Below are 26,888 nucleotides of genomic sequence, written 5' to 3' on the forward strand. Positions count from 1 at the left end.
AAGGTGGCAACATCAAAGCTAACTGATACTAATAAATCGAAAGCTTGACCAGAAATATATACTCTTTAGTTGTAGGGTTTTAAACAGAAATATATGAAAAGAAAAGAAAAAAAGCAAAGAAACAAGTATGGCTGTGATAGCTAGGAGGATACACCTGTTCCCATATCGAACACAGAAGTTAAGCTCTTAAACGTCGAAGGTACTAGTACATCTCGTACTGGGAGAATAGAAAACAGCCAAACAAAAAAATCATCCCAATGAATGGATGATTTTTTTGTTTTAACAACTAAAATTGAAGAGTAAAAACTCTTCGACTTTTTTTATAAAAGTCGAAATATAAAACTGATGGAAACAGTTTTTAAATTTTTTTATTCTCAGTTGTCAAATATTTAAGCAGGTTTCTTTTCAAAAAGTGTTTCTTTCGGATTGCCTGTTTTATAAAATAATACAATCAAAAATATTACTGTTATAGAAATGAAAGCAAAACAATAACTTCTGCTAATTCCGAATTCCTTTATTATAAATGTAACTAACGGATCACTTAGTATAAATGCAATTTGTACAATTACATTTTTTATTGATAATATTGTAGATTTGTAGTGTAAATCAGTTTTTGAATTTATATACATTGAAAACAGTAAGTAAAAGTAGCCTGTTATAAATCTATATATTGCATAAAAAAACATGGAAACAAAAAAATTTTTCGAAATCCACATCACAAATGTAGAAATCATTAAAAATAAAAAACAGTATTTAAGTTTTACCATGGGATTATATTTTTTTAAATAAATTTGATGAAATTTTGTTCCGAACATACTAATTATATTTGCAATCATATACATAATTCCGATATATTTTGAATTTATTTTGAAAAAGTCCAGATACTCGGGAAAATAAATTGCAACTTGCGGTATGGAAATATATGAAAGTAATAATATTAGAAATATGAAAATTTGTTTTTTAAAAATAAAAAAAGCAGTTTTAAAATTTACATTTTCTATTTGAACTTTTTCTTTTTCAGTATTTATATGTTTCTCAGATATCGATAGATACAAAAATAAATTCAATATTGATAAAACCATCGAAATTAAAAATGGAAGTCGTATATTGATATTGTATATAAAGCCTATTATGAGTCCACCGAGAATGTTTGAAATTCCACTTGATATTGATGAAATTTCAAACACTTCTTCTTCTCTTTCAAGTAAGTTCATTAACAAAACACTATTTGCTCCAGACATTCCGGCATCTCCAACAGCCATAAAAATTGCACATATTAAAAATTGGAAAAAACTCGTACTGAAAAATAATCCGACTAGAGAGAGAGTTATCATAACAGAACCGATGCATACACTTAATTTCGGAGATTTTTTATCTGCAAACAGTCCAAAAGGAATTTCAAAAATTATATTACTTATACTGGTTACTGAAAAAATAATACCTATTTTGAATATGTCTATTCCAAAATTTTTATAAAATAAAAAAATTATTGGAGAATAGAATAAAATAAAATTAGAAATGAAAGTAATTAAATAAACTTTAAATTTATTAGTATTATTTATTTTAAGAAATTTATATTCTAAAACTGACATCTATCATCTCTCCTGTTTTCTATATTCAACGTTTTTTGCTGTTTTATTCTTTCAGCAGGACATCCTCCATTACAAATCTATAAGATATGTTTTATAATACTAGCATTGTATTTTAAGTATATAGTATCATAATTCGAATAAAAAATCAAAATTATTTATAATATATTTCAAATAATTTTTTGTACAAAATATTAAACTAAAATATAAATTTAATTTATAAAAAGAACTATATTCAAACTAATTTGAATTTTCATTTTATTTTAAGTATAATATACATTATATATAAATTTAATAAAATTATTATAGAAAAAAAGGAGTAAATATGTTCGATGTTTATAAATTTTTTGATATGGTTTTAAGTCAAAATGCTTTGGAGATTAAAAAATTTTTTAATGAAGATGCTTATATTGATTGGCATAATACTAATGAAAGATTTACTGTTGATGAGTTTATTGAAGTTAATTGCACTTATCCTGATAAATGGGGTGGAGAAGTTGAAAGGGTTGAACAAATCGGAAATTTAATTATTGCAGTTGCAAAAGTAATAAATGTTTTTGATAAATCTTCATTTTATGCTAATTCCTTTATACTACTAGAAAATGGGAAAATTTCAAAACTTGATGAATATTGGGGAGATAATGGGAAAATTCCTCAATGGAGAATTATAAAAAATATAGGAGTTAAAATAAAGTAATGAATTCATTTTACAAAAATAAGAGTATAACAGATTATGTTAAATTAATTCTTTTAGTCATTATGTTTTTATTTGGGTTTGTGTTTAAAGCCTCTACTGGAGATTATATTTTACTTATTGTTTTAGTATTAGTTGAATTTGCTTTTAAGATAGGATTTAATTATATTAATTCTATAAGTTATACAATTTCAAATAAATTTCACAAAAATATTTTAAAAATGTTGAATATTATAAATCTTGAATTTGATTTCTTATATGGATATATGTTTTTTGATTCGATTTTTGAGTTTAATATTAAATTCTTTATTGGAATTATATTTTGTATTTTAGTTATTAGTATTCTTGTTTTTTCTTTTTTTATTTCTTTAAATTTAAAGTACGAAGTTTTGATATTTAGAATGGCTAATGAGTCAGATAGAGAAAGTATTTTAGAAATATATCTTGAGGGGTCAAATTCCTTAAAAAATGACGGAGTAGATCAATGGCAGGGTCAATATGTTCCAAGTTTTAAAGATATTGATGAACATTTGGGAATAGACCTTTATGTTTTGGAGTATCATAAAAGAGTTGTATCTACTGCTTGTTTGGTAGAAGGAATTGATGAAGATTATGAAAATATAGATGGCAAATGGAATACTTCTATTCCTTATATTAGTATTCATAAGGTAGCAACTTCAAATGAATACAAAAAGCAAAGTTTTGCAAAAAAGATGATGTATTATGTTGAAAATTTTGCAAAAAGAAAGAGAATGGATTTAAGAATTGATACTCATAAAGACAATAAAAAGATGAGAAATTTTATTTTATCCTGTGGTTATAAATATACTGGAGAAGTAGTATTGCAAGGAGAACTTGAAAGACTTGGTTACGATAAAAAGGTTATTTAAATAAAATATGAAAAAAGGTTAGAGTTTTCAGTTCTCTAACCTTTTTGTTATATACTAATGTGTTGCTCCGCCTTCTACTTTAATGTCTTCTTTGTTTTCAACGATAGCTTCGATTGCATATTCCAATCCTTTAGCAATCATTTCTAAAGGCATTGATGGCATATTTCTCTTATCTACAACTTGTTCTGGTAAAAATGGAATATGAATAAATCCTGTTCTCATATTCGGATATTTTGTATTTGCAAGATGTGCCATTCCATAGCAAACATGGTTACAAACAAATGTTCCAGCTGTGTTTGAAACAGATGCAGGAATTTTGTTTTCAATCATTTTTTGAACCATTGCTTTTATAGGAATAGTTACAAGATAAGCATCTGGACCATCTTCAGCAATTTTTTCATCAATTGGTTGATTTCCTTCATTATCTTTTATTCTAAAATCATCCATATTTATTCCAACTCTTTCAACTGATATATCAGTTCTGCCGCCTGCTTGTCCGATATTTATTACTACATCAGGTTTTTCAGCTTCAATAACTTCTTCAAGTTTTTTAAGACTTTTTCTTGCTACTGTTGGAATTTCTACTTTAATTATTTTTGCCCCTTTAATTTCGTCTGGTAATAATTTTACAGACTCAATTGCAGGATTAATTTTTTCTCCACCAAATGGGTCAAATCCACTAACTAAAATTTTCATTATATTACCTCCTAAAATGCTAATAATAACATAAGCACGATATTAACTAAAATCATAGCAAAAGCCATAGGTGCCTGTGTTTTTATAATCGTATATTTATCTTTGGTTTCTAAAATTGCACCTGGAACGATATTGAAGTTTGCAGCCATAGGAGTTAATAGTGTTCCACAGTAACCTGAAGTCATACCTAGAGCTCCTACTACAGCAGGATTTCCACCTTGAGCGATTACAAAAGGGATACCAACACCGATTGTGATTACAGTAAATGCAGCAAAAGCATTACCCATAATCATAGTAAAGATTAGCATACCTAAACAGTAAGCTACAACTCCGGCGACTCTTCCACCACCACCAACAACACTTCCTGCGACATCGCCAATTATGTTACCTACACCTGCTGCTGTAAACACGATTCCAAGTGCTCCTAAAAGTTGAGGTAATAAACTTGATGCTCCTACTTGCATTAAGAGTCTAGAAGTATCTTCTTTCATATCTTCAACTTTAGGTTTAGCAATTATAATAGCTAGAATTAAAGCAATTATTGCCGAAATTCCTAAAACTTGTGCAGTTGAAAAGCCGAAAATTAAATCTTTACCTTTAGCATCCGTTCCAATTACAATTTTAAAAGATTTAAATTGTGACATGAAAAATCCGAGTCCTGCCATAATCAATGCGGGAATAAAAATTTTCCAACCAATTTTATTTGCATTTTTTCTTCTTTCTTCTTCTGATGGTGGATTAAATTCTCCGATTTTAACTTGTTTTGTAAGAGTAAGCAATCCACAAGTTACAAGCATAGCACCAACAATAACTCCACCTTGTTTAGGAAGGTATTTAACTAAAAATCCTCCACATGCAAATATAATTCCAACTAAAAACCAAAATAAAAACGTACCAATTCTTGCTTCTTTATTCTTCAAAGCTCTAAAAGCTGTTAAGATTGAAATTAACCCACAAAGAATATAAATGAATTCATCGATAAAAAATGTATTACTACTTATCCACTTTAACATTTTTTTCACCTTCCTTTCTAAGTTTCATTTCAAATAAGAAACATTGAATAACTGATAAAATAATCATTGCAATACCTGCAAATAAAGAATAGTAAGCTATATCGGAGCCCTCTACAGCATATCCCTTATCTTTAAGTGTAGAAGCTATAAGTAAAACACCTGAAGCAACAGGAAACACATTTTGTCCAAAGAAGTTACCATAGTTTTCAACAGCACCAGCTAAACCCTTTAGATCTTCTAGTTTAGTTTCAGTAAGGTCAACTGTCTTAGTTGCAGCACCTTCTGCCATTGGTAAAATTAGAGGTCTTACAAATTGAACATGACCACCTAGACGCAAAGAGAATATTGCAGCAATCCAGCGAATAAATAAATATAACCAGATAACTAAACCTGCACTTGCACCTTTAATTTTTCGTATTCCGTCTGCAGCCTTTTCTTTAAGACCATTTCTTTCCATAATACCTATTACAATAAGTGTTGTAAAGAATAAACTCATATACCTATTTTCGACAAATCCTTTACCTATAATGTCTAAAATTTCAATAATACTTTTACCACCGGCAAGACCTGTTGCGAAACCTGCAATTAAAACTACAGAAATTACATCAAGTTTTAATACAAAACCCACAACAATGATTACAATACCAATTAAAACTAAATAGTTTTGCATAGTTCCCTCCTATAGAATTTATTATTACTTATTCTTAGAAAAACCATTTGCTTCAGCACTGCAATCAAACAGTTTTTTCTAATATATAAGTAACTAAGTATTAGTATATCATAATTTTTAATATTTTGAAATAGGATTTTAGCTATATTTAGACTATATTTTATGTTTTAATTGATAAATATTTTTAATAAAAAAGTTGAAATGCCTATATTTATTTTTTAATAAATATGTTATTTAAGATAAATTAATCACTTATATAATTTAAACGATAAAACTTATTAAAAAATATAATTAATTTAGATATTTTTGTTGAAATTTGAGCAAAATTTGACAATATCGCCATATTGATATATAATAGTAATAGATTTATGCCCTATGATAAAGCTATTACTATTTCATCAAAATAACAATATCAAAATCAAATTGAAGTTTTGATATAATTATAATATATTTACGCCTTGTGGTAAATATATCAGAAGATTGTTTCCATTATGATAAACCAAATAAAATTTTTCACGAAGGAGGATAATATGATTTATTTTGATAATGCAGCTACAACAAAAAATAAACCTGTAGAAGTTATTGATGCAGTTATAAATGCAATGAAAAACTTTGGGAACTCCTCTCGTGGAGTTTATGAGGAGAGTTTAAGTGCTGATAGAATAGTTTTTGAAACTAGAAGAAAAATAGCAAAGATGTTTAATGTTGGGAATTCTCGTCAGGTTGTTTTTACAAAAAATGCGACTGAAAGTTTAAATATTGCAATTAATGGTTTGTTTTCAGAAAATGACCATATAATCACTTCTGTCGCAGAACATAATTCTGTTTTAAGACCTATACATTGCTTAAAAGAAAAAGGGGCTGAAGTCAGTTACATAAATGTTTTAGAAAATGGAGTTTTGAATTTCGATGAAATTCCATCTTTGATAAAAGCAAATACTAAGGCAATAGTTTTAACACATGCATCCAATGTTACTGGAAATATTACTGACTTAAAAAAATATGGGGATTTTTGTAGAAATAATAATCTTCTTTTTGTCGTGGATGCTTCTCAAACAGCAGGTGCATTTGATATTGATATGAAAGAGATGAATATTGATGTGCTTTGTTTTACAGGGCACAAGTCAATGCTTGGACCACAGGGAACGGGTGCTTTATGTGTGAGAGAAGAAGTGTATATAAGACCTTTTATGGTTGGTGGAAGTGGAACTCATAGCTATGATGAATTTCAACCGGATAAGATGCCAACAAGACTTGAGGCTGGGACTTTAAATTCACATGGAATAGCTGGGCTTCATGCATCTATTGACTATCTTTTAAAAAATAAAATTGAAAATTTAACAAAAAGAGCTTTAGAACTTTCAAGGAAATTTTATGATGGGGTTAGTAAATTTCCTGAAGTTAAGGTTTATGGGGATTTTGAAACAGAGTTTAGAGCTCCAATTGTATCTTTAAATATCTCAGATATGGACTCTTCAGAAGTAAGCAGTATGTTATATGAAGAGTATAAAATTTCAACAAGACCGGGGGCTCATTGTGCACCACTTATTCATAAGGCACTTGGTACTGTTGAACAGGGTATGGTTAGATTTAGCTTTTCTCATTCGAATACTTTTGATGAGGTCGAGCTTGCTATAAACGCGATTAAAAAAATTATAGATGATAGGAGGTAATCAAATGCGTTTTTTTAACACAAAAAAAGGGTTGTTGACTTTGGGAATTATCGCTGGTCTTGGAGCAGCTTTACTTGCATATTTAGGCAATCCTAAAAATATGGCTTTTTGTATAGCTTGTTTTATTAGAGATACTGCTGGAGCTATGAAATTCCATAATGCAGAAGTAGTTCAATATTTTAGACCAGAAATTGTAGGAATTATTTTAGGTTCATTTTTAATTTCATTATTTACAAAAGAGTACAGATCTACGGCAGGTTCATCACCTGTTATTAGATTTTTCTTAGGGGTAATAATGATGGTTTGTGCATTAGTATTTTTAGGTTGTCCTTTAAGAATGATTTTAAGAATGTCAGCAGGAGATATAAGTTCTTATGTAGGACTTGTAGGATTTGCAGCGGGTATTGCAACAGGTGCATTCTTCTTGAGAAAAGGCTTTAGTTTAGGAAGATCATACACAATAAAAAAAGAAAATGGATATGTTTTACCAATAGTTGTAGCAGGATTATTTGCTTTAGTTATTGCCGTTCCATCTCTTTATGCTTTTAGCCAAAAAGGTCCTGGAAGTATGCATGCAGTATGGTATGCTTCATTAGGAGTAGGACTTATGTTTGGTGTGATTGCTCAAAGAAGTAGAATGTGTTTTGCGGGATCACTTAGAGATATAATTTTATTAAAGGATTTCAGATTATTCTCAGTAATAGGCGGAATTTTTATCGTTATGTTAGGTTATAATATAGCTACAGGAAACTTTAAATTTGTTGCTTTTGGGCCAATCGCACATGCTCAAACAATTTGGAATATATTATCTATGTATGCTGTTGGTTTCTGTGCAGTATTACTTGGAGGTTGTCCATTAAGACAATTAGTTCTTGCAGGAACAGGTTCTTCAGACTCAGTTATAACTGTATTGGGAATGTTTGTAGGAGCTGCCTTTGCTCATAACTTTAATTTAGCTGGAGGAGCTGCTGCAGTTGAAAATGTAGAAAAAGGAATCAAAGCAGCTGCAGGGGGACCTGGAACAAATGGACAAATATTTGTTATTGTTTCAATAGTTGTTCTATTTATTGTAGCTTTCTGTGGATTGAGAAAAGAAAAGAATAGATAAAATTTAAGGAGATTGATATGAAAGAATTAGACGTTAGAGGATTATCTTGTCCAGAACCAGTTTTAATTTTACAAGATGCCCTTAAAGAAAATAGAAATGAAACTTACAAAGTCTTAGCCAGTGAAGCACATGTTGTAAAAAATATCACTCATTTTGCAAACAGCCAAGGCAAGAAAACTTCTGTAAAAGAAGTTGGATTAGACTTTGAAATTATTGTAGAATAATGAAAGAGACTAAGCTGTATACAACATTCTATACGACTGCAGAGGCAATGGCAACTGAAAGTGTATGTAAAGAAAATAACCTTTCAGGAAAACTTGTCCCTGTACCAAGAGTTTTATCAGCTGGTTGTGGGATTGCGTGGGAATGTAGTCCCATTTTAAAGCCAAGTCTTTTAGAACTTTTGGAGAAAGAAGATATAGAATGGGAAGAATGTAAAGAAATTTAGATTTAAGGAGAATTTTCTGCTTTTTAAAATTTTCAGTTAAATATAATTATAAATAGTCATCTTAAATTTAAGATGACTATTTCATATTTTAAAAATTATAAATTAAAGTTTGACATTAGTATTTAATTACTATATACTAAAATTCGTATATTTATTTGTTGTGAGGTAGAAGTTTTGATAAAGAATTTGGAAATAAAAGAAAGAAATTATGGAATTGACTTACTTAGAATTGTTACAATGTTTATGATTGTAAATTTACATGTTTTTTGGTATGGTGGAATTTTAAGAAGTGAGAATCTATATTTCTTAAGTGCAAAATACAATATTGTATGGATTTTAGAGATAATTTGTTATGTGGCTGTGAACTGTTATGCCTTAATTTCAGGTTTTGTAGGAATAGAGTCCAAATTCAAATATTCTAATATAGTTTTATTATGGTTAAGAGTTGTTTTTTATTCTATTTCTATTTACTTGGTTGGTTGTATTTTTGGAATTGTTGATTTTAATTTTAATACCCTTATAACTTTTTGTTTTCCAGCTATAAATTCAAAATATTGGTATTTTACAGCTTATTTTTGTCTGTTCTTCTTTATGCCTATATTAAATTCTGCCTTACAAAATATGGACTATAAAGTTCTCAAGAACACAATTATCATGATTATAATTGTAAATTCTGTCTTACCTTTTATTTATGCAGGAGATATTTTCCTTACAAGGAATGGCTCAAGTTTTGTATGGCTAATGGTATTATACTTAATTGGTGGATTTATCAAAAAATACAATTTGCATAATAAGTTTTCTAATAGGTCTATGATGATTTTATTTATCTTTTGTATTATTTTGGAATTAGGAAGTGCATGTTTAACAAGTTATTTGGATTTAAAAGGTTTTAAAGATTTTAAATATACTTTAATTTCCTACACATCTCCTACCATGCTTTTATCAGGAATAGCCTTACTAATAATATTTTCAAAGTTGAAAGTTAAATCGTGGAGAAAAATAATAGCATTTCTTTCACCGCTTTGTTTTTCAGTTTATTTAATTCATGAACATGAAGTGATTAGCAAAAGATTTATTGCTGGAAGATCTGCAACATTTTTAAATTATTCAACTTTCAAAATGTTACTTTATATAATAATAACAGATATTGCAATATTTGTAGGATGTATATTTATTGATTATTTTAGAGAAAAATTATTTAAAAAATTAGAATTAAAAAAGAGATTAAGTTTTATTGATAAAAATTAGGTTAAAGCCTAATTTTTTTATGGGAAATTTTGGATTTTTTATTAAAAATATGATAAAATAAAGCTTGTATGAATGGAGGAAATATGGGCTTAAGATTTTGTCCGCTTTTTAGCGGGAGCGACGGTAATTGTTGCTTTTTAGAAGTTGATAATAAAAGATATTTAATAGATGCAGGTTTTAGTGGTAAAAAAATTGAATGTAATTTAAAACAATTGGGAGTTGATCCAAGTACGATTGATTTAATATTTTTAACTCATGAACATATTGATCATATAAGAGGTGCCGGAGTACTTTCCAGACGTTATGATATCAAGATTTGTTCTAATGTTGAAACATTAAAAGCCGGAGCATCTAAATTAGGTAAAATTAAAGATGAAAATATTGTTGTTATCGGCACCGAAAAGAAGCACAGATTTTCTCTTTTTGATTTATATACCTTGGAAATTTCTCACGACTGTGCGAGAGGAATGGGCTTTGTTTTTAATACAGATTATGGGAAAGTAAGTCTTTTAACTGATACGGGAATTATTACAAACCATATGAAAGAAAAAATTAAGGGTTCAAAGATTTTTTATTTTGAGGCAAATCACGACCTGGAAATGCTTAAAAAAGGACCTTATGATTATAATTTAAAACAGAGAATTTTGGGAGATTTCGGGCATATTTCAAATGTTACAAGTGGAAATGTACTATCCGAAGTTGTAACCGATAAATGCAAAAAGGTATATCTTGGACATTTAAGTGAAACAAATAATGAAGAAAAACTTGCTTATGACGAAGTTTTTGGAATTTTAGATAAAGAAAATGTAATTCAATATACGAATTTAGAAGTTGCAAGAAGATTTGACAACAGCAGTATAACGGAAGTGTAATATGAATATAAAAATTTTATGTGTAGGAAAGTTATCCGAAAAATTTTTTAAAGATGCTTGTGATGAATATAAAAAGAGAATTTCAGCCTTTTCAAAAATTGAAATCATAGAAATTCCAGAAGAAAAAATTTTGACACAAACACCTAGTAAATTGGAAATTGAAAATGTATTAAAAAAAGAAGAGGGAAGAATTTTAAATAAAATTTCAGACTCCGATTTTGTAATTACCCTTGAAATTCTAGGGAAATCAATAGATAGTGAAGACTTTTCAAAATTTTTAGAAGAAAAAATGAATGACGGAAATTCAAAATTTATATTCGTAATCGGTGGAAGTTTCGGACTTGGAGATGAAATAAAGAAAAGAAGTAATTTTAAACTTTCTTTTTCAAAATTTACACTCCCTCACCAACTATTTAGAGTTGTGTTATTGGAACAAATCTACAGAGCTTTTAAAATTATGAACAATCAAATATATCATAAATAGGAGAAATATGGAAAATAAGGAAATAAAAGATATAATGGAAAATAGAGAGAATAATTTACAGGCAACTTGTCCTGTTCTTTTTCCTGAAAACGAAAGAGCTGAGCTTAAAGATATTGAAAGGTCGCTGATAAAAAGATATAGAAAACATATTTGGTCAAAATTTGTAAAGGCGATTAAAGAATACAATTTAATAGAAGACGGAGATAAGATTGCAGTTGCGATTTCAGGTGGAAAAGACAGCTTAATTATGGCAAAGCTTTTTCAAGAACTTAAAAAGAATGGGAAAGATAATTTTGAACTTGAATTTATTGCAATGGATCCGGGTTATCATCCGTCAATAAAAGAGTTGCTTTTAGAAAATGCAAGTTATCTTGAAATTCCTCTTACATATTATCCTGCTGATATTTTTGCAGTTGCAGACAAAATTGCAGGTGATTATCCTTGCTATATGTGTGCAAGAATGAGAAGAGGCTCACTCTATGCGAAAGCTAAAGAGCTTGGTTGTAACAAATTGGCATTAGGTCATCATTTTAATGATGTTATTGAAACTACAATGCTTAACTTACTATGCGCAGGTAGTTTTAAGACAATGCCACCTAAACTAAAGGCGAAAAATTTTGAAGATATGGAAATAATAAGACCTCTATATCTTATAGAAGAAGAATATATAATAAGGTGGATGAAGTCAACAGGACTTATGCCTTTAAATTGTGCTTGTATGGTTGCAGCTAAAAAAATCGGAAACAAAAGATATCAAATAAAAGACTTAATCGAAAACTTGAAAAAAGACTTTAAAAATGTTGATAGTTCAATCTTTAGAGCAGCCGAAAATGTAAATATCAATTTACTATTGGGATATGAAATAAATGGACATAAAGTCGATTTCAATGAAAAATATGAAAATGACAATCCATTTTATGAATAGAATATTTATATCAATTATGGGAGAGAATATGGGAAATAAGGTTTATATTACTGGAGTTTGTGGAACTGTAGGATTAGAGTTGGCAAAATACTATATAGATAAAGGCTTTTATGTTATTGGAACAGATATTAATGAAAATGAGATAGTTGTTGTTGAGAAAAGTATAAAAAATGAAAAAGTAAAATTCATTCCTTTTGATGCTTATTCTGACGATGCTTTAAATTTAATGGATACTTTAAAACCTGATATTGTTATTCATTCTGCTGTTATAAAAAATACTAAATACAACGAAATTTATCGAGATTATTATCATAATGTTAATGTTGAAAACACTAAGAAATTGATTAATAAAGTGTTAAATTCTGAATACGTAAAAAGATTTATATTTTTATCAAGTGATGAGGCATATAATCCGGTCAATTTTTTCGGGAAAGATAAATTGGAAGTGGAAGAAGTTATCAGGACTGTTAACAGTAACGGTAAGATAGTACAAGCTGTTAGATTTCCATTTATACTAGAAAGTAAAGGCTCTGTTTTTCATATATTTAGAAATCAGGCAAAGAATGATTTACCCTTAACAGTTACACATAAAGATATAAAAAAGATAGCTACTGATATAAAAAGTTTTATTGATATTTGGGCTGAATTTGATGATAAAATACTTGAAAATGGTATTTTTAATTTTGAAATTGGAAGAGAAATTTCTATATATGAACTTGCTATGGATATAATAAAAGATATGAAATCAAGTAGCAATATAGTAATATCAGGATTAAGAGAAGGAGAAGTTTTAGATAGAAAAATTATTAAATCTAATGAAGAAAAAATCTATGATAGGATTTTTAAACTAAATTAAGTTCTAATTCATCAGATGTAAAAAACTTTTGACAATTAAAAAGTTTAAATGTAAAAGAAATTTGGTATAATTTACGTATTTTATAATAGAATTTTATAAAAAATAGTTATAACAGTGAATTTTTTATTCGCTGTTTTTTTGTTGGAATTTTAATGTATCTACGATACATTTTAGTTTTGCTTATTCATAAGCAAAACTATGAGATTTCCACAGTCGATTGTACTCAAATCAAAGATTTGAACAATCTTTGCGTCAGACCTACTTTTGTTTGCAAGCAAACAAAGTTAGGGCTAGATTCACTTCGCTATGCTACGTTTCGGTCGAAATGACGTATAAGGATAATGTCAATATTTAAGTGCTAGACGTTAGTAGTAAACAAACTTCATAAAACACTAAAAAAATATAAATATCAGTTAAAAAATAAAAATAATTTAATAAAACGGAAATTATTAATATGTTGTATAAAAAATAGTTCACGTCATGTTACTTTGCAAAGAAAAGCCCCTAATACGTCATCTTGAGCGAAGTGAAACGAAGTCGAAAGATCTCAATTATTGTTTGTTTACAAACAATAATATTTCTGAAAGAAATCTTAAAAGAATTAGAAATTAGTTTTTTATTAAATTTGAAAATCTAATCAATTACTATAAGATTTTTTGATTTCTGTAATCTATGTATCTACGATACATTTTAGTTTTGCTTATTCATAAGCAAAACTATGAGATTTCTCCGTTTCGCTATCGCTACAGTCGAAATGACGTATAAAGATAATGCCACTGTTTAAGTGCTAGACGTTAGTAGTAAACAAACTTCAGAAAACACTAAAAAAATATAAATATCAGTTAAAAAATAAAAATAATTTAATAAAACGGAAATTATTAATATGTTGTATAAAAAATAGTTCACGTCATGTTACTTTGGAAAGAAAAGCCCCTAACACGTCATCTTGAGCGAAGTGAAACGAAGTCGAAAGATCTCAACTATTGTTTGTTCACAAACAATAGTATTTCTGAAAGAAATCTAAAAAGAATTAGAAATTAGTTTTTTATTAAATTTGAAAATCTAATCAATTACTATAAGATTTTTTTATTTCTGTAATCTATGTATCTATGATACATTCACTTTTGTTTTCAACAAAAGTGTGAGATTTCCACAGTCGATTTTACTCAAATCAAAGATTTCAAAAAATTTTTAGAAACCGAAAAACAAAAAATCCCAAAAAATATATTGACTTTATATACTATACGTTATATAATATAAGTAAGTTAATAATGTTTTGAGAAAGGAGTGCTTATGTTTTCAATTCAGGGAGAAATTTTAGACTTTTGTGTTCTGGCGATAGTTAATCGAAGTGATACTTATGGTTATGAGATTACTCAAAAACTTATGGCTACTATTGAAATTTCAGAGTCAACTCTCTATCCGGTTTTGAGAAGACTTCTAAAAAATGGTCTTTTGGATAGTTATGACGTTGCTTTTGACGGTAGAAACAGAAGATATTATCGTATAACAGTAGCGGGACGAGATGTTTTAAATTTTAATAAGAAAAAATGGAATTTATATGTAGAGCAAGTAAATCAGATTGTTGGAGGTAATGATGAATAGAAGAACTTTTATGCGAAAGCTTATGTCTTATCTAAAAAATATTTCAAGTACAGAAAGACAGAATGTAGAGAATTTTTATAATGAAATGTTTGATGAGCAGGGAATTAGTCTTGATGATGAAGTTCCTGAAAGTTTTGGAAATCCAAGAAAAATCGCAATGGAAATTTTAGCAGAGGATATTGAAATTGAAGAAGAAAGAAATGAAAGACATGGAAAGAAAAGAGGAAGTTTTTGGAAAAAATTATCACTTGTTGCACTTGGGATTTTCTCATTTCCGTTATTAGTTCCGATTTTTGTAGTAGTTGTTATTTGTTTTGCGCTATGGATTGCATTTTCTGTTGTGAGTTTATTAATTTCTTTAGTTACTTTACCTTTTTCATTTATTTTTAACCCTGAATCAATTCTTACTTGGGGTTGGAGAGTAATTGGATTTATAATTTTAGTGTATATTTTTGCTTGGTTGATAAAGGGACTATACAAGATGCTAGTTAAGGATATTTCAAAAAATCCAGGCAAATATACTAAAAAATATGTTAGAGTTAAATATCAACCTAGTGATGATGAAGATTATGAAATTTATGATGAGGATGAAATGGACTATTCAAATGAAAATATGGATACTTTTTTTGAAGATATTGATGAAATAGAAATTGATTTAAATGCCTTAAGTGCGAAATTTGAAGTCAGTGATGATAAAACAGTAAGAGTGAAATCAAGAAATTTAAAAAGAACTAAATTATATTGTGAAAAATCCCAAAATAAATTGAAAATTTATAATAAGGGTTTAGTTGGGCGTCTTGATGATAAAGGAATTGTAATTGATGAAGATTTTATTAAAGATTCCTCTCTTACAATTTATGTTCCTGAAGATGTTTCAATTCGTGGAGAAATAAGTGCTTCAAGTATTAAAATGAAAGACTTAGAGCTTAGAGATTTTAAATTGGAAATAAATGCAGGAAATGTAAATTTAAAAAATCTTGAAGTTAAAAACTTTGATGTTGATGTCCATGCAGGAAATATCAAGGGAGATATTGAATATCAAGATATGTTCGAACTTGATGTACAAGCTGGAAATGCCACACTTGATGTTGATAAATTATATGGAGAAATAAAATATGAATACAGTGTTGAAATGGGCAGTGTAAAAATTTTCGGAGAATCTTTTGCAGGTTTTGATAAACGCGGAATAAAAAATGGTAGTTCTGAAGTTAATATGAAAATAGAATGTGAAGCTGGAAAAGTTACCATAAATTAAGTTAATAATTTACTTGTAAACTTAATTATGTTATAATTATTTTGTAAAAAATTTATATTAGGAGGAAGGTTATGACTAACAAGAGTGCATGGTTACAAATTGAAGATGCAGAAAAAGATTTAGTTTTTAGTTTTTGTGAAGATTACAAAAAGTTTTTATCAGTATCAAAAACAGAAAGACTTGCTTGTGCAGAAATTATTCGTCAAGCAAAAGAAAAGGGATTTAGAGATTTAGAAGAACTTTACAAATCCGGTAAAAAATTTAAAGCAGGAGATAAATTTTATCTAAATCATAAGAATAAGTCAGTTGCTCTTTTTGTGATGGGAACTGAACCTTTAGAAAATGGATTGAATATCGTTGGGGCACATATTGACAGTCCACGTTTAGATGTTAAACAAAATCCTTTGTATGAAGCGAATAATTTAACAAAATTAAAAACTCATTACTATGGTGGAGTTAAATTATATCAATACGCAACAATTCCTTTAGCAATTCATGGGGTTGTTTACAATTCAGCTGGAGAAAAAATTGATATACATATTGGAGAAGATAAGGACGATCCTGTATTTTGTGTAACAGATTTATTGATTCACTTATCTAAAAATCAATTGGCTAAAACAGCTCGTGAAGCATTAGTTGGAGAACAAATGAATATTCTAATGGGCAATATGCCTTTAAAGGATACTGAAAAAGACGCTGTTAAAGAAAATGTTTTAAAATTGATAAAAGAAAAATATAATTTTGAAGAAGAAGATTTCAAAATTGCAGAATTAGAAATTGTACCTGCTGGAGTTGCAAGAGATTTAGGTCTTGACAGATCAATGGTTTTAGGATATGGTCAAGATGATAGAGTATGTGCTTTTACAACAATGCGTGCTATTTTTGAAATTGAAAATCCGAAGAGAACTGCTTGTGGATTATTTATGGATAAAGAAGAAATAGGCTCAATGGGTAATACAGGTATGGCATCATATTTCTGGGAAAACACAATGACTGAACTTGTAAATCTAGAAGGAGAATTTTGCCAATTAAAAGTTAATCGTTCATTAAAGAATTCAAAAGTTTTATCTGCAGATGTTGCAGCAGGATTTGATCCTGACTTTCCTGATGTTTGTGAACAAATGAACTCTGCATTTATCGGTTCAGGTATTTCAATTTGTAAATATACTGGAAGTGGTGGAAAATTCGGTTCAAGTGATGCAAATGCTGAATTTTTAGCAGAAGTTAGAAAAGTATTTAAAGAAAATAATGTTGTATGGCAAACTGCAGAACTTGGTAAAGTTGACCAAGGTGGCGGGGGAACAATAGCATTACTTCTTGCAAAATATGGTGCAGAAGTTTTAGATGCTGGCCCTGCTACATTGAGTATGCACTCACCATATGAAGTTACAAGTAAAATAGATGTGTATATGAGTTACAAAGCATATAAGGCATTTATGTTATAATAAAAAGAGAAGGGTGTTAAGTTTAACTTAGCACCTTTTTTATATTAATAAAAAATAAATTTTATACTTTCTAAATATTATTTATTTTTTATCAAAGCAATTAAATATCTAATATGGACTTTATGTTTTTAAAATGTTATTAAAAATTGTGCAATTATAAATTATATGGTATAATGAGTTTGAACTTATTTAATTATAAGTGTAAAGTATTTTATCGTGATTTTGATAAAATAAAATATATTTTTTTAGGAGGAAAAATATGAAAAGATTAAAAAAAATATTGACTATCCTTATGCTTTTAACTATTTCAATGGGAATTGTTGCTTGCTCTGGAGGAAATAAAAAAGTTCTTAAAGTGGCAAATCAGGAAGATACAAAAAAAGAAATAGAAGAAAATAATAAAAAAACAGCCGAAAAAGAGAAAAGTGTTAAAACTTTTTCAAAAGATAATAACACTAAAGAATTTGTAGTAGAATATAAAAATGACGAAGTTAAAAAGATTACAATGAAGAGTGTTATAAGTTTTGAAAAACTTAAAATTAAAAATGATCAAGATGCTAATGCAGTAATAGATAAGCAAAAACAGGTTTTTGCTACTTTAGGAGATTCTGTTAAAAGTGAAGTTAAAATAGAGAATAAAAATGTTGTGATGACTATTGTTGTAGATGTTGCTAAAATGGATGTAGATAAATTTAATAAGAGTGGAATTCTTGGAGGGACATTAAATGCTAATAATTTTAAGAGTCTTAAAGCTTTTGAAATTAATCTTATACAAAATGGATACAGAGAAAATAAATAGAATCATAAATAACAAAAAAGCATTTATCTTTTTGGATAGATGCTTTTTGTTTACAGATTTTTATTTAAAAAAGCTGTTAAATGATTTTTCACTTAACAGCTTAATTTTTATTTCATTGTAAAATTGTAATTTTTTTATCTATTTATGCTCTTCAACCGTATTCTTTTCAACATTAAATACTTTTAGAGCTGATTTTCTAAGTTTATCTTTTTCTTCATCAGACTTTTTAAAATTATTATTATATAAAGTCCCTTCCCAGCTTCCATACATTGGATTTGGTAACATTATATATTTATCTCCCCAGTCTTTTGCATGATCCTTGACGAATTTATCTCTTCCTTTTAATGATCCATCTTCAGGAGTTGCGAAGTCATGTAAATTATCTCCAACTAACATAACAATCTTATGAGTTTCTTCGATTTTTTTACGTCTTTCGTCCTTGCCTTTTTCTCCTTTGGCTCTTAACATCAAGTTTGCATCTGATTGTAGAGGAAGTCCTTTTTCCAAAAGATTTTTCTTAGTAGCTTCAAATTCAGTTTCAGCATTTCTATCAGTTACATAATAAATTCCAACACCATTTTTATGTGCAAAGTCTAAAAATTCTTTTGCTCCATAAACAACTTCTGCTTTAGCATACATAACCCATTCATGCCATCCTTCTGGATAGGATTTTCCATTTATTGCATAATAAGCTTGAATAGGTGAGTTGTCAAGGACAGTTTCATCTAAATCCAAAACAACAGCTAATTTTTCGCCTTTAGCTTTATTTTTAATTTTTTCTTCTAATGACTTCTTAGCTGCATTATATCCTTGAGTGTAAAGTGCTTTGGCTTCAGCAGAAGTTTGATACCAAGTAACTGCCATTAAACCCTGATTAGGCAGATTAACATTATCTTTCTTATCTTGAGTTTCAGTTTGCTGTTTAGGTGTTTCTTCTTTCTTAGCAGGTGCTGAACAAGCACTTAATAATAACAGCATAGCTAGTAATAAACTAGATTTTTTCTTAAACATATTATCCTCCTAAATTTATTACAATCTTACAAAAATAATCTTATCTTGTTGTGAAACAACAAGGTTCCCAGATATCCACCCGATATGAAGTACAGATGAAAGGTAGTTTTTTTTCTTATATTAGTTTACCATTTTAAAAAATAAATTTCAAGATTTTTTACAATAATTAAATTTAACATACAGAAGTAAATTTTTATTATATTTTATATTTAATAATTAATATATTTATCAAGCCAAAAATAAAAACGTTTTTCTTGCAACAAAAAAATATTTTAAAAAATTAGCATTTTATATAAAAAATTTTAAAAATATTTCTTTGTGAATAAGTTAATTATAAGGCTTTAAATCATTCGCTATAATTGGGAATAAGTGTAGTTTGCAATATGATTTAAGAGCAAAAGAGTTTGAATAAAAATTAGAAATATATTTTTATATAAGAATAATATTTGTTAAAAATATAAACAACATCATAAATCACAAAATTTTTAAAATATTTTGTTAAAAATTGTTGACATCGTTTGCTGTTAGAGTTATAATAAAAATGTAATGAAAAATAATTTCAAAGAATATTTAAAATTTATTTATTATTTTTGAGATTGTTGGAAACAGTTTTAAGTTAAGGAGGTTTTTTATGAAAGCTGTAGTTGTTAATAAAGAAGGAACTTGGGTTGAATTGGTTGAAAGAGATATAAGAAAACCGGGTTACGGAGAAGCATTGATAGATGTTGAGTACTGTGGAGTTTGTCATACTGATTTACATGTTGCAAAGGGAGATTTTGGAAAAGTTCCAGGCCGTGTTCTAGGACATGAAGGTGTTGGTATTGTAAAGGAACTTGGAGAAGGTGTTAAATCTTTAAAAATTGGAGACAGAGTAAGTGTTGCATGGTTCTATGAAGGCTGTGGTTGCTGTGAATATTGTAATACAGGAAAAGAAACTCTTTGTAGAACTGTAAAAAATGCTGGATATTCAGTTGATGGTGCAATGGCAACACAATGTATCGTAACAGCTGATTATGCTGTTAAGGTACCTGATGGATTAGATCCAGCTCAAGCAAGTAGTATTACTTGTGCAGGTGTTACTTGCTATGCTGCAATAAAAGCTGCAAATTTAAAACCAGGTCAATGGATTGCTTTATATGGAGCAGGTGGACTTGGAAACCTAGCTGTTCAATATGCAAAGAAAGTTTTTAATGCTCATGTTGTAGCTGTTGATATAAACGATGATAAACTTGCTCTTGCAAAAGAATGTGGTGCAGATATTGTTATAAATGGACTTAAAGAAAATCCTGTTGAAGTAATTAAAGAAAAAACAGGTGGTTGTCATTCAGCTGTTGTTACAGCTGTTTCAAAAGTTGCTTTTAACCAAGCTATTGATTCAGTAAGAGCAGCAGGAATAGTTGTAGCTGTTGGATTACCTTCAGAAACTATGGATGTATCTATAGTTAAAACTGTTCTTGACGGAATTGAAATTATAGGTTCATTAGTAGGAACAAGAAAAGACTTAGAAGAAGCATTCCAATTCGGCGCAGAAGGAATGGTTGTTCCAGTTGTTAAAAAACGTCCAATAGAAGATGCCCCTGCTATTTTCAAAGAAATGGAAGATGGAGTTATCACAGGCCGTATGGTTATAGATATGAAAATGTAAAATAAATTTACTTTCAAAAAGGGGCGTTGAGCCCCTTTTTGTTGTAAAATAAAATTTTGGAAATTTTAATTTAGTCAAATACTCAAATGATAGAGTAGATGTTTTTAAGTTATTTTTATTTAACTACTATATAATGGTACTTAAATTTGTTAAAAATATAAATATGTTGTTGTGTATAATGAAAACGATTCAGAAAAATTGATAAATTATATTGTATAGTATGTATAGGAATTCAAATATGTTTTTATAAAGTATAATTTTTTTTGAAAATTTTATGAAAATGTTTGAAAATATACTATTTTTGTGATTGTAATCACTGACTAAAGCTTTTGTTGGGTATATACTATAAATATAGTAAATAAGTTTACGTAATTAATATAAATTTTAGGAGATGATATTATGGACGCATGGAGAGGTTTTAAAAAAGGTAATTGGAGTGAAAATATTGATACTAGAGATTTCATTCAATTGAACTACACACCTTATGAAGGAGATGAAAGTTTCTTAGCTGAACCAACAGAAAGAACTAAGAACTTATGGAAAAAAGCCGAAGACTTAATCTTAGAAGAAGTTAGATCAAAAACTGTTAAAGTTGATACTACAAGAGTTTCAGGAATTAATAATTTTCCTGCGGGTTATTTGGATAAAGAAAATGAATTGATTGTAGGTTTCCAAACTGACGAACCGATGAAGAGAATCGTAAATCCTTATGGTGGATATAGAATGGTTACAAATTCTTTAGATGCTTATGGATTAAAGATGGATCCAACAATTGAAAAATATTTCAATCAATTCAGAAAAACTCACAATCAAGGAGTATTTGATGCTTATACTTCTCAAATGAGAAAAGCTAGAACTGTTGGTCTTTTAACAGGACTTCCTGATGCTTATGGACGTGGAAGAATTATCGGAGATTATAGAAGAGTTGCTCTTTATGGAATTGACAGATTAAGAGCTGACAAATTAAATGAATATAAAAAATTGGAAAGTGAATTAGCTTCAGAAGATATAATAAGACTTAGAGAAGAACTTTCTGAACAATACAGAGCTTTAGACGAAATGAAGAAAATGGCTATGGAATATGGATATGATATTTCTGTTCCAGCTACAAATGCTAAAGAAGCTATTCAATGGTTATACTTTGCTTATTTAGCAGCTGTTAAGGAAAATAACGGTGCTGCAATGAGTCTTGGTAGAAATGGTGGTTTCTTAGACATCTACATCAAGAGAGATATTGAAGAAGGAACTTTAACAGAAAGTGAAGCTCAAGAATTAATTGACCAATTCGTTATGAAACTTAGAATGATGAGACATTTAAGAACTCCTGAATATGATGATTTATTCGCAGGAGATCCTACTTGGGTTACTGAATCTCTAGGTGGTATGGGTCTTGATGGAAGAACATTAGTTACTAAGACAGCTTTTAGAATTTTACACACTTTAACTAATTTAGATTCTTCACCAGAACCAAATATGACAGTTCTTTGGAGTTTAGATTTACCAGAAGGTTGGAAAAATTATTGTTCAAAGATGAGTATCCAAACAGGTTCATTACAATATGAAAATGATGATGCAATGAGACCAGTTCATGGTGATGACTATGCAATAGCTTGTTGTGTATCTTCAATGGTAATCGGAAAACAAATGCAATTCTTTGGAGCTAGAGCAAATCTTGCAAAATCACTTCTTTACGCTATTAACGGTGGTGTTGATGAAATGAAGAGAGCAAAAGATGGCTCTTTAATCAAAGTTTTAGATGGTATTGAACCAATTAAAGATGAAGTTTTAGATTTTGACAAAGTTTATGCTAATTACAAATTAGTTTTAGAAAAAGTTGCAAAACTTTATGTAAATACAATGAATACAATTCACTACATGCATGATAAATATGCTTATGAAGCTGGACAAATGGCTCTACATGATACTTTTGTTCACAGATATATGGCATTTGGTGTAGCTGGCATTTCAATCGTAGCTGACTCATTAAGTGCAATTAAATATGCAAAAGTTAAACCAATCAGAGATGAAAATGGATTAGCTATTGACTTTGAAATTGAAGGAGATTTCCCAACTTACGGAAACGATGATGACAGAGTTGACTCAATAGGAGTAGAAGTTATCGAAGGATTTATGGAAGAACTTAGAAAAACTCCTACTTATAGAAATTCTGAACATACACTTTCAATCTTAACTATAACTTCAAATGTAGTTTATGGTAAGAAGACAGGAACAACTCCTGACGGAAGAAAGAAAGGCGAACCATTCGCACCAGGAGCTAACCCAATGCATGGAAGAGATAAGACAGGTGCAATCGCATCACTTAACTCAGTTGCAAAAATTCCTTTTGCAGGATGTTGTCAAGATGGTATTTCAAATACATTCTCAATAGTTCCAACAGCTTTAGGAAAGAGTGAAGATGAAAGAAAAGTTAATTTAACAAACTTAATGGACGGTTATTTTGAACAATTAGCATTCCATTTAAATGTTAATGTACTTGATAGAGCAACTTTAATGGATGCTTATGATCATCCAGAAAAATATCCAAACTTAACAATTCGTGTTTCTGGATATGCAGTTAGATTTAACAGACTTACAAAAGAACAACAAATGGAAGTAATTCACAGAACTTTCCATGAAAGTCGTTAAGAAGTTGCAAAGTAAATGATAAATTAAACAAAGCAGGTTGTCCTGCTTTGTTTTTTCTACATTTTTTTAATAATTAAAAGGTGATTTTATGGTAATAGGCAGGTTACATTCAATTGAAACAATGGGGCTTGTTGACGGACCAGGCATAAGAACAATTTTCTTTTTACAAGGTTGTCCTCTTAGATGCCTTTACTGTCATAACCCAGATACTCAAGCATTGCAAGGCGGTACGGAGATAACGCCTGATTTTGTGCTGTCTAAAGCCAAAAGATATAAGACCTATTATAGAGATAATGGTGGAATAACTTTTTCTGGTGGAGAGCCTCTTTTACAAGGAGAATTTCTTGCTGAAACTCTAAAATTGTTAAAAGAAAATGGTTATAATACTTGCGTGGATACAAGTGGTTATGGAAATGAAAAATATTTTAAAGAAATTTTAGAAAATACTGATACAATTCTTTTAGATGTAAAAAGTTTTTCAAACCAAGGTTATATAGAAATGGTAAAACAAAAAATGGATGGTTTTTATAAATTTTTAGAATATATAGATAAATATTTTAAAGGGAAAATTTGGTTTAGACATGTTATGGTTCCCGGTTTTACGGACAATAAGGAATCAATGGATAAGCTTATTGAAATAATCAAACCGTATAGAGATAAAATTGAAAGAGTTGAAATTTTACCATATCATATAATGGGAGTTGAAAAGTATAAAGAACTTGGAAAAGATTACAAACTAAAAGGTGTACCAGCAATGAATAAAGAGAAAGCTTCTATGCTGGAAAATTATGTAAGAAGTAAATTAAATTTTAAATAAGGAAAATTTGAGAAAAAGATACTTAGATTTTAATTTTATATTTATAATCACTCGATTGAGTGATTTTTTAGTACTTGATTTTAAGTTGTTTTAAGGTTATACTGTTATAGTATAGAAAAAATACGGGGTGATTTTATGAGAATTTTAATTTGTGAAGATGAGATTGATTTAGCAGACGGACTTTGTGCTATCCTTAAAGGGAATAAGTATTCTGTTGATGTTGTATATGACGGAGAGGAAGCTCTTACTTATTTGGAAGCAGAAAATTATGATGCTGTTGTTTTAGATATTATGATGCCAAAAGTTGATGGTATTACTGTTTTAAAAACTATAAGAGAAAATGGAAATAGTATTCCGGTTATTATGCTTACTGCAAAGTCTGAACTTGAAGATAAAGTTGTAGGACTTGATTGTGGAGCTGATGATTATCTAACTAAGCCTTTTGAAGTTAAGGAACTTCTTGCAAGACTTAGAGCGATAACTAGAAGAAAAGAAAATGTTACAGATAATGTTTTAACATTTGGAAATATTACTTTAAATAGGACGACTTTTGAATTGTCATCTGAAATGGGAAACTACAAACTTACAAATAAGGAATTCCAAATGCTTGAAATGCTTATGTCAACACCTTCAAATATTATTTCAGCAGATACTTTTATGGATAAAATATGGGGTTATGATACAGATTCTGATATAAGTGTTGTTTGGGTTTATATTTCATATCTTAGAAAGAAACTTGTAAAACTAGAGGCAGATGTTGAAATAAAAGTAACTAGAAATGTTGGCTACTCTTTGGAGGCTATAAATGGAAAGTAAACTTAGAAAAAAGTTTATATATTTTTCAGTTGGAATTATATCCACTGTTGTTTTGGCAATAATGGCTTTTGTTAATTTTGCAAATTTTTATAATATTAGCCATAGTTCTGATGAATTATTAAAAACATTGGTGGAAAATAATGGAGTTATGCCAAGTTTTGCAGTAGTTAATGAAAATGCTGATGAAAAAAAGACACTCTATCTTAAAAACTTTTCAAACAGATTTTTTACAGTTAGAACGGACAATCAAAAAAATGTTGTAACAGTTAATACAGATGATGTTTTTTTTACCAGTGCGTCTGAGGCTGTAGAATATGCAAAAACTGTTTTGGCAAAAGGAAAACATAGTGGTTATTACAAGGGTTTTAAATATATAGTTGAAAATACGGACAAGGGGAAGTTGATTGCCTTTGTCGATGTTGTAAAAGATTATAATGTATTTTATTCAAACCTTGGGAATAGTGTTATTATCAGTCTTTTAGTATTGGGATTTGTTACACTTTTTTCATTTATTTTATCTAAAAAGGCTGTTGCACCAATGGTTCAAGCCTATGAAAAGCAAAATGCTTTTATTACAGATGCAAGCCATGAATTAAAAACTCCACTAGCCATAATAAACACAAGTGCAGATGTTCTTGAAATGGAAAATGGAGAAAGTAAGTGGACAGGAAATATTCATAAACAGATAAATAGATTAAATGGTCTTATCGGAAATTTGATTTCACTTACAAAACTTGAAGAATCTGATGACTTGGAAAAACTGGATTTTTCTTTTTCAGATGTGCTTAATGATTGTGTTATGGACGTCAAAGACTATGCTACAAGTTTAGATAAAAATATAGTAACAGATATTGAAGATGGAATTTCTTTTAAAGGAAATGAAAAATTAATTAGACAAGTTATTGGTATTTTGTTCGACAATGCTATTAAATATGCAAGAGAAAAAAGTGATATAAATGTACAACTAAAAAAACAAAACAAAAAAATAGTATTTACTGTAGAAAACGAAGCGGATAATTTAGAAATTAAAAATTATAATATTCTATTCGAAAGATTTTACAGAGCAGATAGTTCAAGAAATAGTAAAACTGGAGGATACGGAATCGGGCTTTCTATCGCTCAATCAATTGTTTTAAAACATAAGGGAAAAATTTCTGCTGATAGTGTTGATGGAGAAAGAATTGTTTTTACAGTTAAATTATAAAAATTGAATAATATAGATTAGAGCTGTTATTAAGTTAATAGCTCTTTTTTGTGTTTTCTTTAATATGTAATTTTAAATAATTTTTAAATTTTTTCGAACTTTTTAATACTTTTTGAATATAATTTACCATTCACGTTCAGCTCTTAATCGAAGATTTCTCCAAATACGTCATTTCGACCGAAACGAAGTATAGCTGAGTGAAGCGGAGAAATCTCATTTGATTGTTTACTTGTAAACAATCAACAGTAGGTCTGATGCAAAGATTGTCCAAATCTTTGAATTGGCTACAATCGACTGCGAAAATCTCATAAATGTATTGTAGATACATTGGTTATGTAAATCTCTTTATACATCATTTTTTTGTTCAAAATATTTTTAAAACAAAAATATATTTAAGGTTAATCAAAGGTTGCTTTTGTAAAATGTAATTACAAAATATGTATGATGATTTAATTGTATTGAAATAGTATTAAGGAGGA

25 protein-coding genes and 1 rRNA gene are annotated in these 26,888 nt (G+C 28.7%); 21 read left to right on the forward strand and 5 right to left on the reverse strand.

Features of this window, described 5'->3' with window-relative positions:
- Nucleotides 1–126: 126 nt before the first annotated feature.
- Nucleotides 127–242: ribosomal RNA gene (rrf, locus tag VJI95_RS05535) — 5S ribosomal RNA — on the forward strand.
- A 147-nt stretch (nt 243–389) separates the two neighbouring features.
- On the opposite strand, the gene VJI95_RS05540 is transcribed toward rrf, so the two are convergent.
- Nucleotides 390–1,592 (reverse strand): MFS transporter, encoded by a 1,203-nt coding sequence (locus VJI95_RS05540; protein ID WP_324010550.1) that lies wholly within the window; start codon nt 1,590–1,592, stop codon nt 390–392.
- A 322-nt stretch (nt 1,593–1,914) separates the two neighbouring features.
- Between VJI95_RS05540 and VJI95_RS05545 the strand changes: the two genes are divergently transcribed.
- Together VJI95_RS05545 and VJI95_RS05550 are read left to right on the forward strand one after the other, a co-directional pair.
- A complete protein-coding gene (locus VJI95_RS05545; protein ID WP_324010551.1) occupies nt 1,915–2,286 on the forward strand; it encodes a nuclear transport factor 2 family protein in 372 nt (123 codons plus the stop codon).
- A complete protein-coding gene (locus tag VJI95_RS05550) occupies nt 2,286–3,173 on the forward strand; it encodes a GNAT family N-acetyltransferase (RefSeq protein WP_324010552.1) in 888 nt (295 codons plus the stop codon). The genes VJI95_RS05545 and VJI95_RS05550 overlap by 1 nt, the downstream gene beginning before the upstream one ends.
- 54 nt (nt 3,174–3,227) lie before the next feature.
- On the opposite strand, the gene pcp is transcribed toward VJI95_RS05550, so the two are convergent.
- From pcp to VJI95_RS05565, 3 genes are read right to left on the reverse strand one after another with little or no spacing between them, the layout of a single operon-like run.
- Nucleotides 3,228–3,869 (reverse strand): pyroglutamyl-peptidase I, encoded by a 642-nt coding sequence (gene pcp, locus VJI95_RS05555; RefSeq protein ID WP_324000072.1) that lies wholly within the window; start codon nt 3,867–3,869, stop codon nt 3,228–3,230.
- Nucleotides 3,870–3,880: 11 nt separating this feature from the next.
- Nucleotides 3,881–4,882 carry a DUF979 domain-containing protein gene (locus VJI95_RS05560; RefSeq protein WP_324000073.1) on the reverse strand — a complete coding sequence of 334 codons (1,002 nt, stop codon included), beginning with the start codon at nt 4,880–4,882 and terminating at the stop codon, nt 3,881–3,883.
- Nucleotides 4,863–5,552, reverse strand: coding sequence for a DUF969 domain-containing protein (locus VJI95_RS05565; RefSeq protein ID WP_324010553.1), 690 nt, complete (start codon nt 5,550–5,552; stop codon nt 4,863–4,865). The genes VJI95_RS05560 and VJI95_RS05565 overlap by 20 nt, the downstream gene beginning before the upstream one ends.
- Nucleotides 5,553–6,082: 530 nt before the next feature.
- On the opposite strand from VJI95_RS05565, the gene VJI95_RS05570 reads away from it, so the two are divergent.
- The 13 genes from VJI95_RS05570 (at nt 6,083) to VJI95_RS05630 (ending at nt 18,270) form a co-directional block, all read left to right on the forward strand.
- Complete coding sequence (locus tag VJI95_RS05570; protein WP_324010554.1) at nt 6,083–7,225, forward strand: aminotransferase class V-fold PLP-dependent enzyme; 1,143 nt, start codon at nt 6,083–6,085, stop codon at nt 7,223–7,225.
- 4 nt (nt 7,226–7,229) lie between these two features.
- On the forward strand, nt 7,230–8,333 hold the full coding sequence (gene yedE, locus VJI95_RS05575; protein WP_324010555.1) for a YedE family putative selenium transporter: 1,104 nt from the start codon (nt 7,230–7,232) through the stop codon (nt 8,331–8,333).
- A gap of 17 nt (nt 8,334–8,350) precedes the next feature.
- A complete protein-coding gene (locus VJI95_RS05580; RefSeq protein WP_324010556.1) occupies nt 8,351–8,557 on the forward strand; it encodes a sulfurtransferase TusA family protein in 207 nt (68 codons plus the stop codon).
- Nucleotides 8,557–8,781, forward strand: coding sequence for a DUF3343 domain-containing protein (locus tag VJI95_RS05585; protein ID WP_269754137.1), 225 nt, complete (start codon nt 8,557–8,559; stop codon nt 8,779–8,781). Before VJI95_RS05580 ends, VJI95_RS05585 begins: the two co-directional genes overlap by 1 nt.
- 174 nt (nt 8,782–8,955) lie before the next feature.
- Entirely contained in the window at nt 8,956–10,029 is a 1,074-nt protein-coding gene (locus tag VJI95_RS05590) for an acyltransferase family protein (RefSeq protein ID WP_324010557.1), read from the forward strand.
- Between the two features lie 83 nt (nt 10,030–10,112).
- Nucleotides 10,113–10,901, forward strand: coding sequence for an MBL fold metallo-hydrolase (locus tag VJI95_RS05595; protein ID WP_324010558.1), 789 nt, complete (start codon nt 10,113–10,115; stop codon nt 10,899–10,901).
- Between the two features lies 1 nt (nt 10,902).
- Nucleotides 10,903–11,385 carry a 23S rRNA (pseudouridine(1915)-N(3))-methyltransferase RlmH gene (gene rlmH, locus VJI95_RS05600; RefSeq protein WP_150263820.1) on the forward strand — a complete coding sequence of 161 codons (483 nt, stop codon included), beginning with the start codon at nt 10,903–10,905 and terminating at the stop codon, nt 11,383–11,385.
- Nucleotides 11,386–11,392: 7 nt separating this feature from the next.
- Nucleotides 11,393–12,310: a tRNA 2-thiocytidine biosynthesis TtcA family protein gene (locus VJI95_RS05605; RefSeq protein ID WP_004831958.1), complete on the forward strand. Its 918-nt coding sequence runs from the start codon at nt 11,393–11,395 to the stop codon at nt 12,308–12,310.
- Between the two features lie 28 nt (nt 12,311–12,338).
- The gene (locus tag VJI95_RS05610; RefSeq protein ID WP_324010559.1) at nt 12,339–13,166 is read left to right on the forward strand and encodes a polysaccharide biosynthesis protein; all 828 of its coding nucleotides are present in this window, start codon (nt 12,339–12,341) and stop codon (nt 13,164–13,166) included.
- A gap of 1,293 nt (nt 13,167–14,459) precedes the next feature.
- Entirely contained in the window at nt 14,460–14,771 is a 312-nt protein-coding gene (locus VJI95_RS05615; RefSeq protein WP_313961579.1) for a PadR family transcriptional regulator, read from the forward strand.
- Nucleotides 14,764–16,026, forward strand: a complete 1,263-nt coding sequence (locus tag VJI95_RS05620; protein ID WP_324010560.1) for a DUF4097 family beta strand repeat-containing protein — start codon at nt 14,764–14,766, stop codon at nt 16,024–16,026. Before VJI95_RS05615 ends, VJI95_RS05620 begins: the two co-directional genes overlap by 8 nt.
- Before the next feature lie 71 nt (nt 16,027–16,097).
- Nucleotides 16,098–17,471 (forward strand): aminopeptidase, encoded by a 1,374-nt coding sequence (locus tag VJI95_RS05625; RefSeq protein ID WP_324010561.1) that lies wholly within the window; start codon nt 16,098–16,100, stop codon nt 17,469–17,471.
- Between the two features lie 259 nt (nt 17,472–17,730).
- Nucleotides 17,731–18,270: a DUF1307 domain-containing protein gene (locus tag VJI95_RS05630; RefSeq protein WP_324010562.1), complete on the forward strand. Its 540-nt coding sequence runs from the start codon at nt 17,731–17,733 to the stop codon at nt 18,268–18,270.
- Nucleotides 18,271–18,408: 138 nt separating this feature from the next.
- Here VJI95_RS05630 and VJI95_RS05635 read toward each other — a convergent pair whose 3' ends face one another.
- Nucleotides 18,409–19,281, reverse strand: a complete 873-nt coding sequence (locus VJI95_RS05635; RefSeq protein ID WP_324000085.1) for a 5'-nucleotidase, lipoprotein e(P4) family — start codon at nt 19,279–19,281, stop codon at nt 18,409–18,411.
- Between the two features lie 631 nt (nt 19,282–19,912).
- On the opposite strand from VJI95_RS05635, the gene adhP reads away from it, so the two are divergent.
- From adhP to VJI95_RS05660, 5 genes are all read left to right on the forward strand, one after another.
- Nucleotides 19,913–20,926 (forward strand): alcohol dehydrogenase AdhP, encoded by a 1,014-nt coding sequence (adhP, locus tag VJI95_RS05640; RefSeq protein WP_324000087.1) that lies wholly within the window; start codon nt 19,913–19,915, stop codon nt 20,924–20,926.
- Nucleotides 20,927–21,325: 399 nt separating this feature from the next.
- Entirely contained in the window at nt 21,326–23,572 is a 2,247-nt protein-coding gene (gene pflB, locus VJI95_RS05645) for a formate C-acetyltransferase (protein WP_324000089.1), read from the forward strand.
- 88 nt (nt 23,573–23,660) lie between these two features.
- Nucleotides 23,661–24,389, forward strand: a complete 729-nt coding sequence (pflA, locus tag VJI95_RS05650; protein ID WP_324000090.1) for a pyruvate formate-lyase-activating protein — start codon at nt 23,661–23,663, stop codon at nt 24,387–24,389.
- A 135-nt stretch (nt 24,390–24,524) separates the two neighbouring features.
- Nucleotides 24,525–25,205, forward strand: coding sequence for a response regulator transcription factor (locus VJI95_RS05655; protein WP_324010563.1), 681 nt, complete (start codon nt 24,525–24,527; stop codon nt 25,203–25,205).
- Nucleotides 25,195–26,409, forward strand: a complete 1,215-nt coding sequence (locus VJI95_RS05660; RefSeq protein ID WP_324010564.1) for a sensor histidine kinase — start codon at nt 25,195–25,197, stop codon at nt 26,407–26,409. Before VJI95_RS05655 ends, VJI95_RS05660 begins: the two co-directional genes overlap by 11 nt.
- Nucleotides 26,410–26,888 lie beyond the last annotated feature (479 nt).

Source organism: Parvimonas sp. C2 (assembly GCF_035282405.1).
Lineage (GTDB): Bacteria > Bacillota > Clostridia > Tissierellales > Peptoniphilaceae > Parvimonas.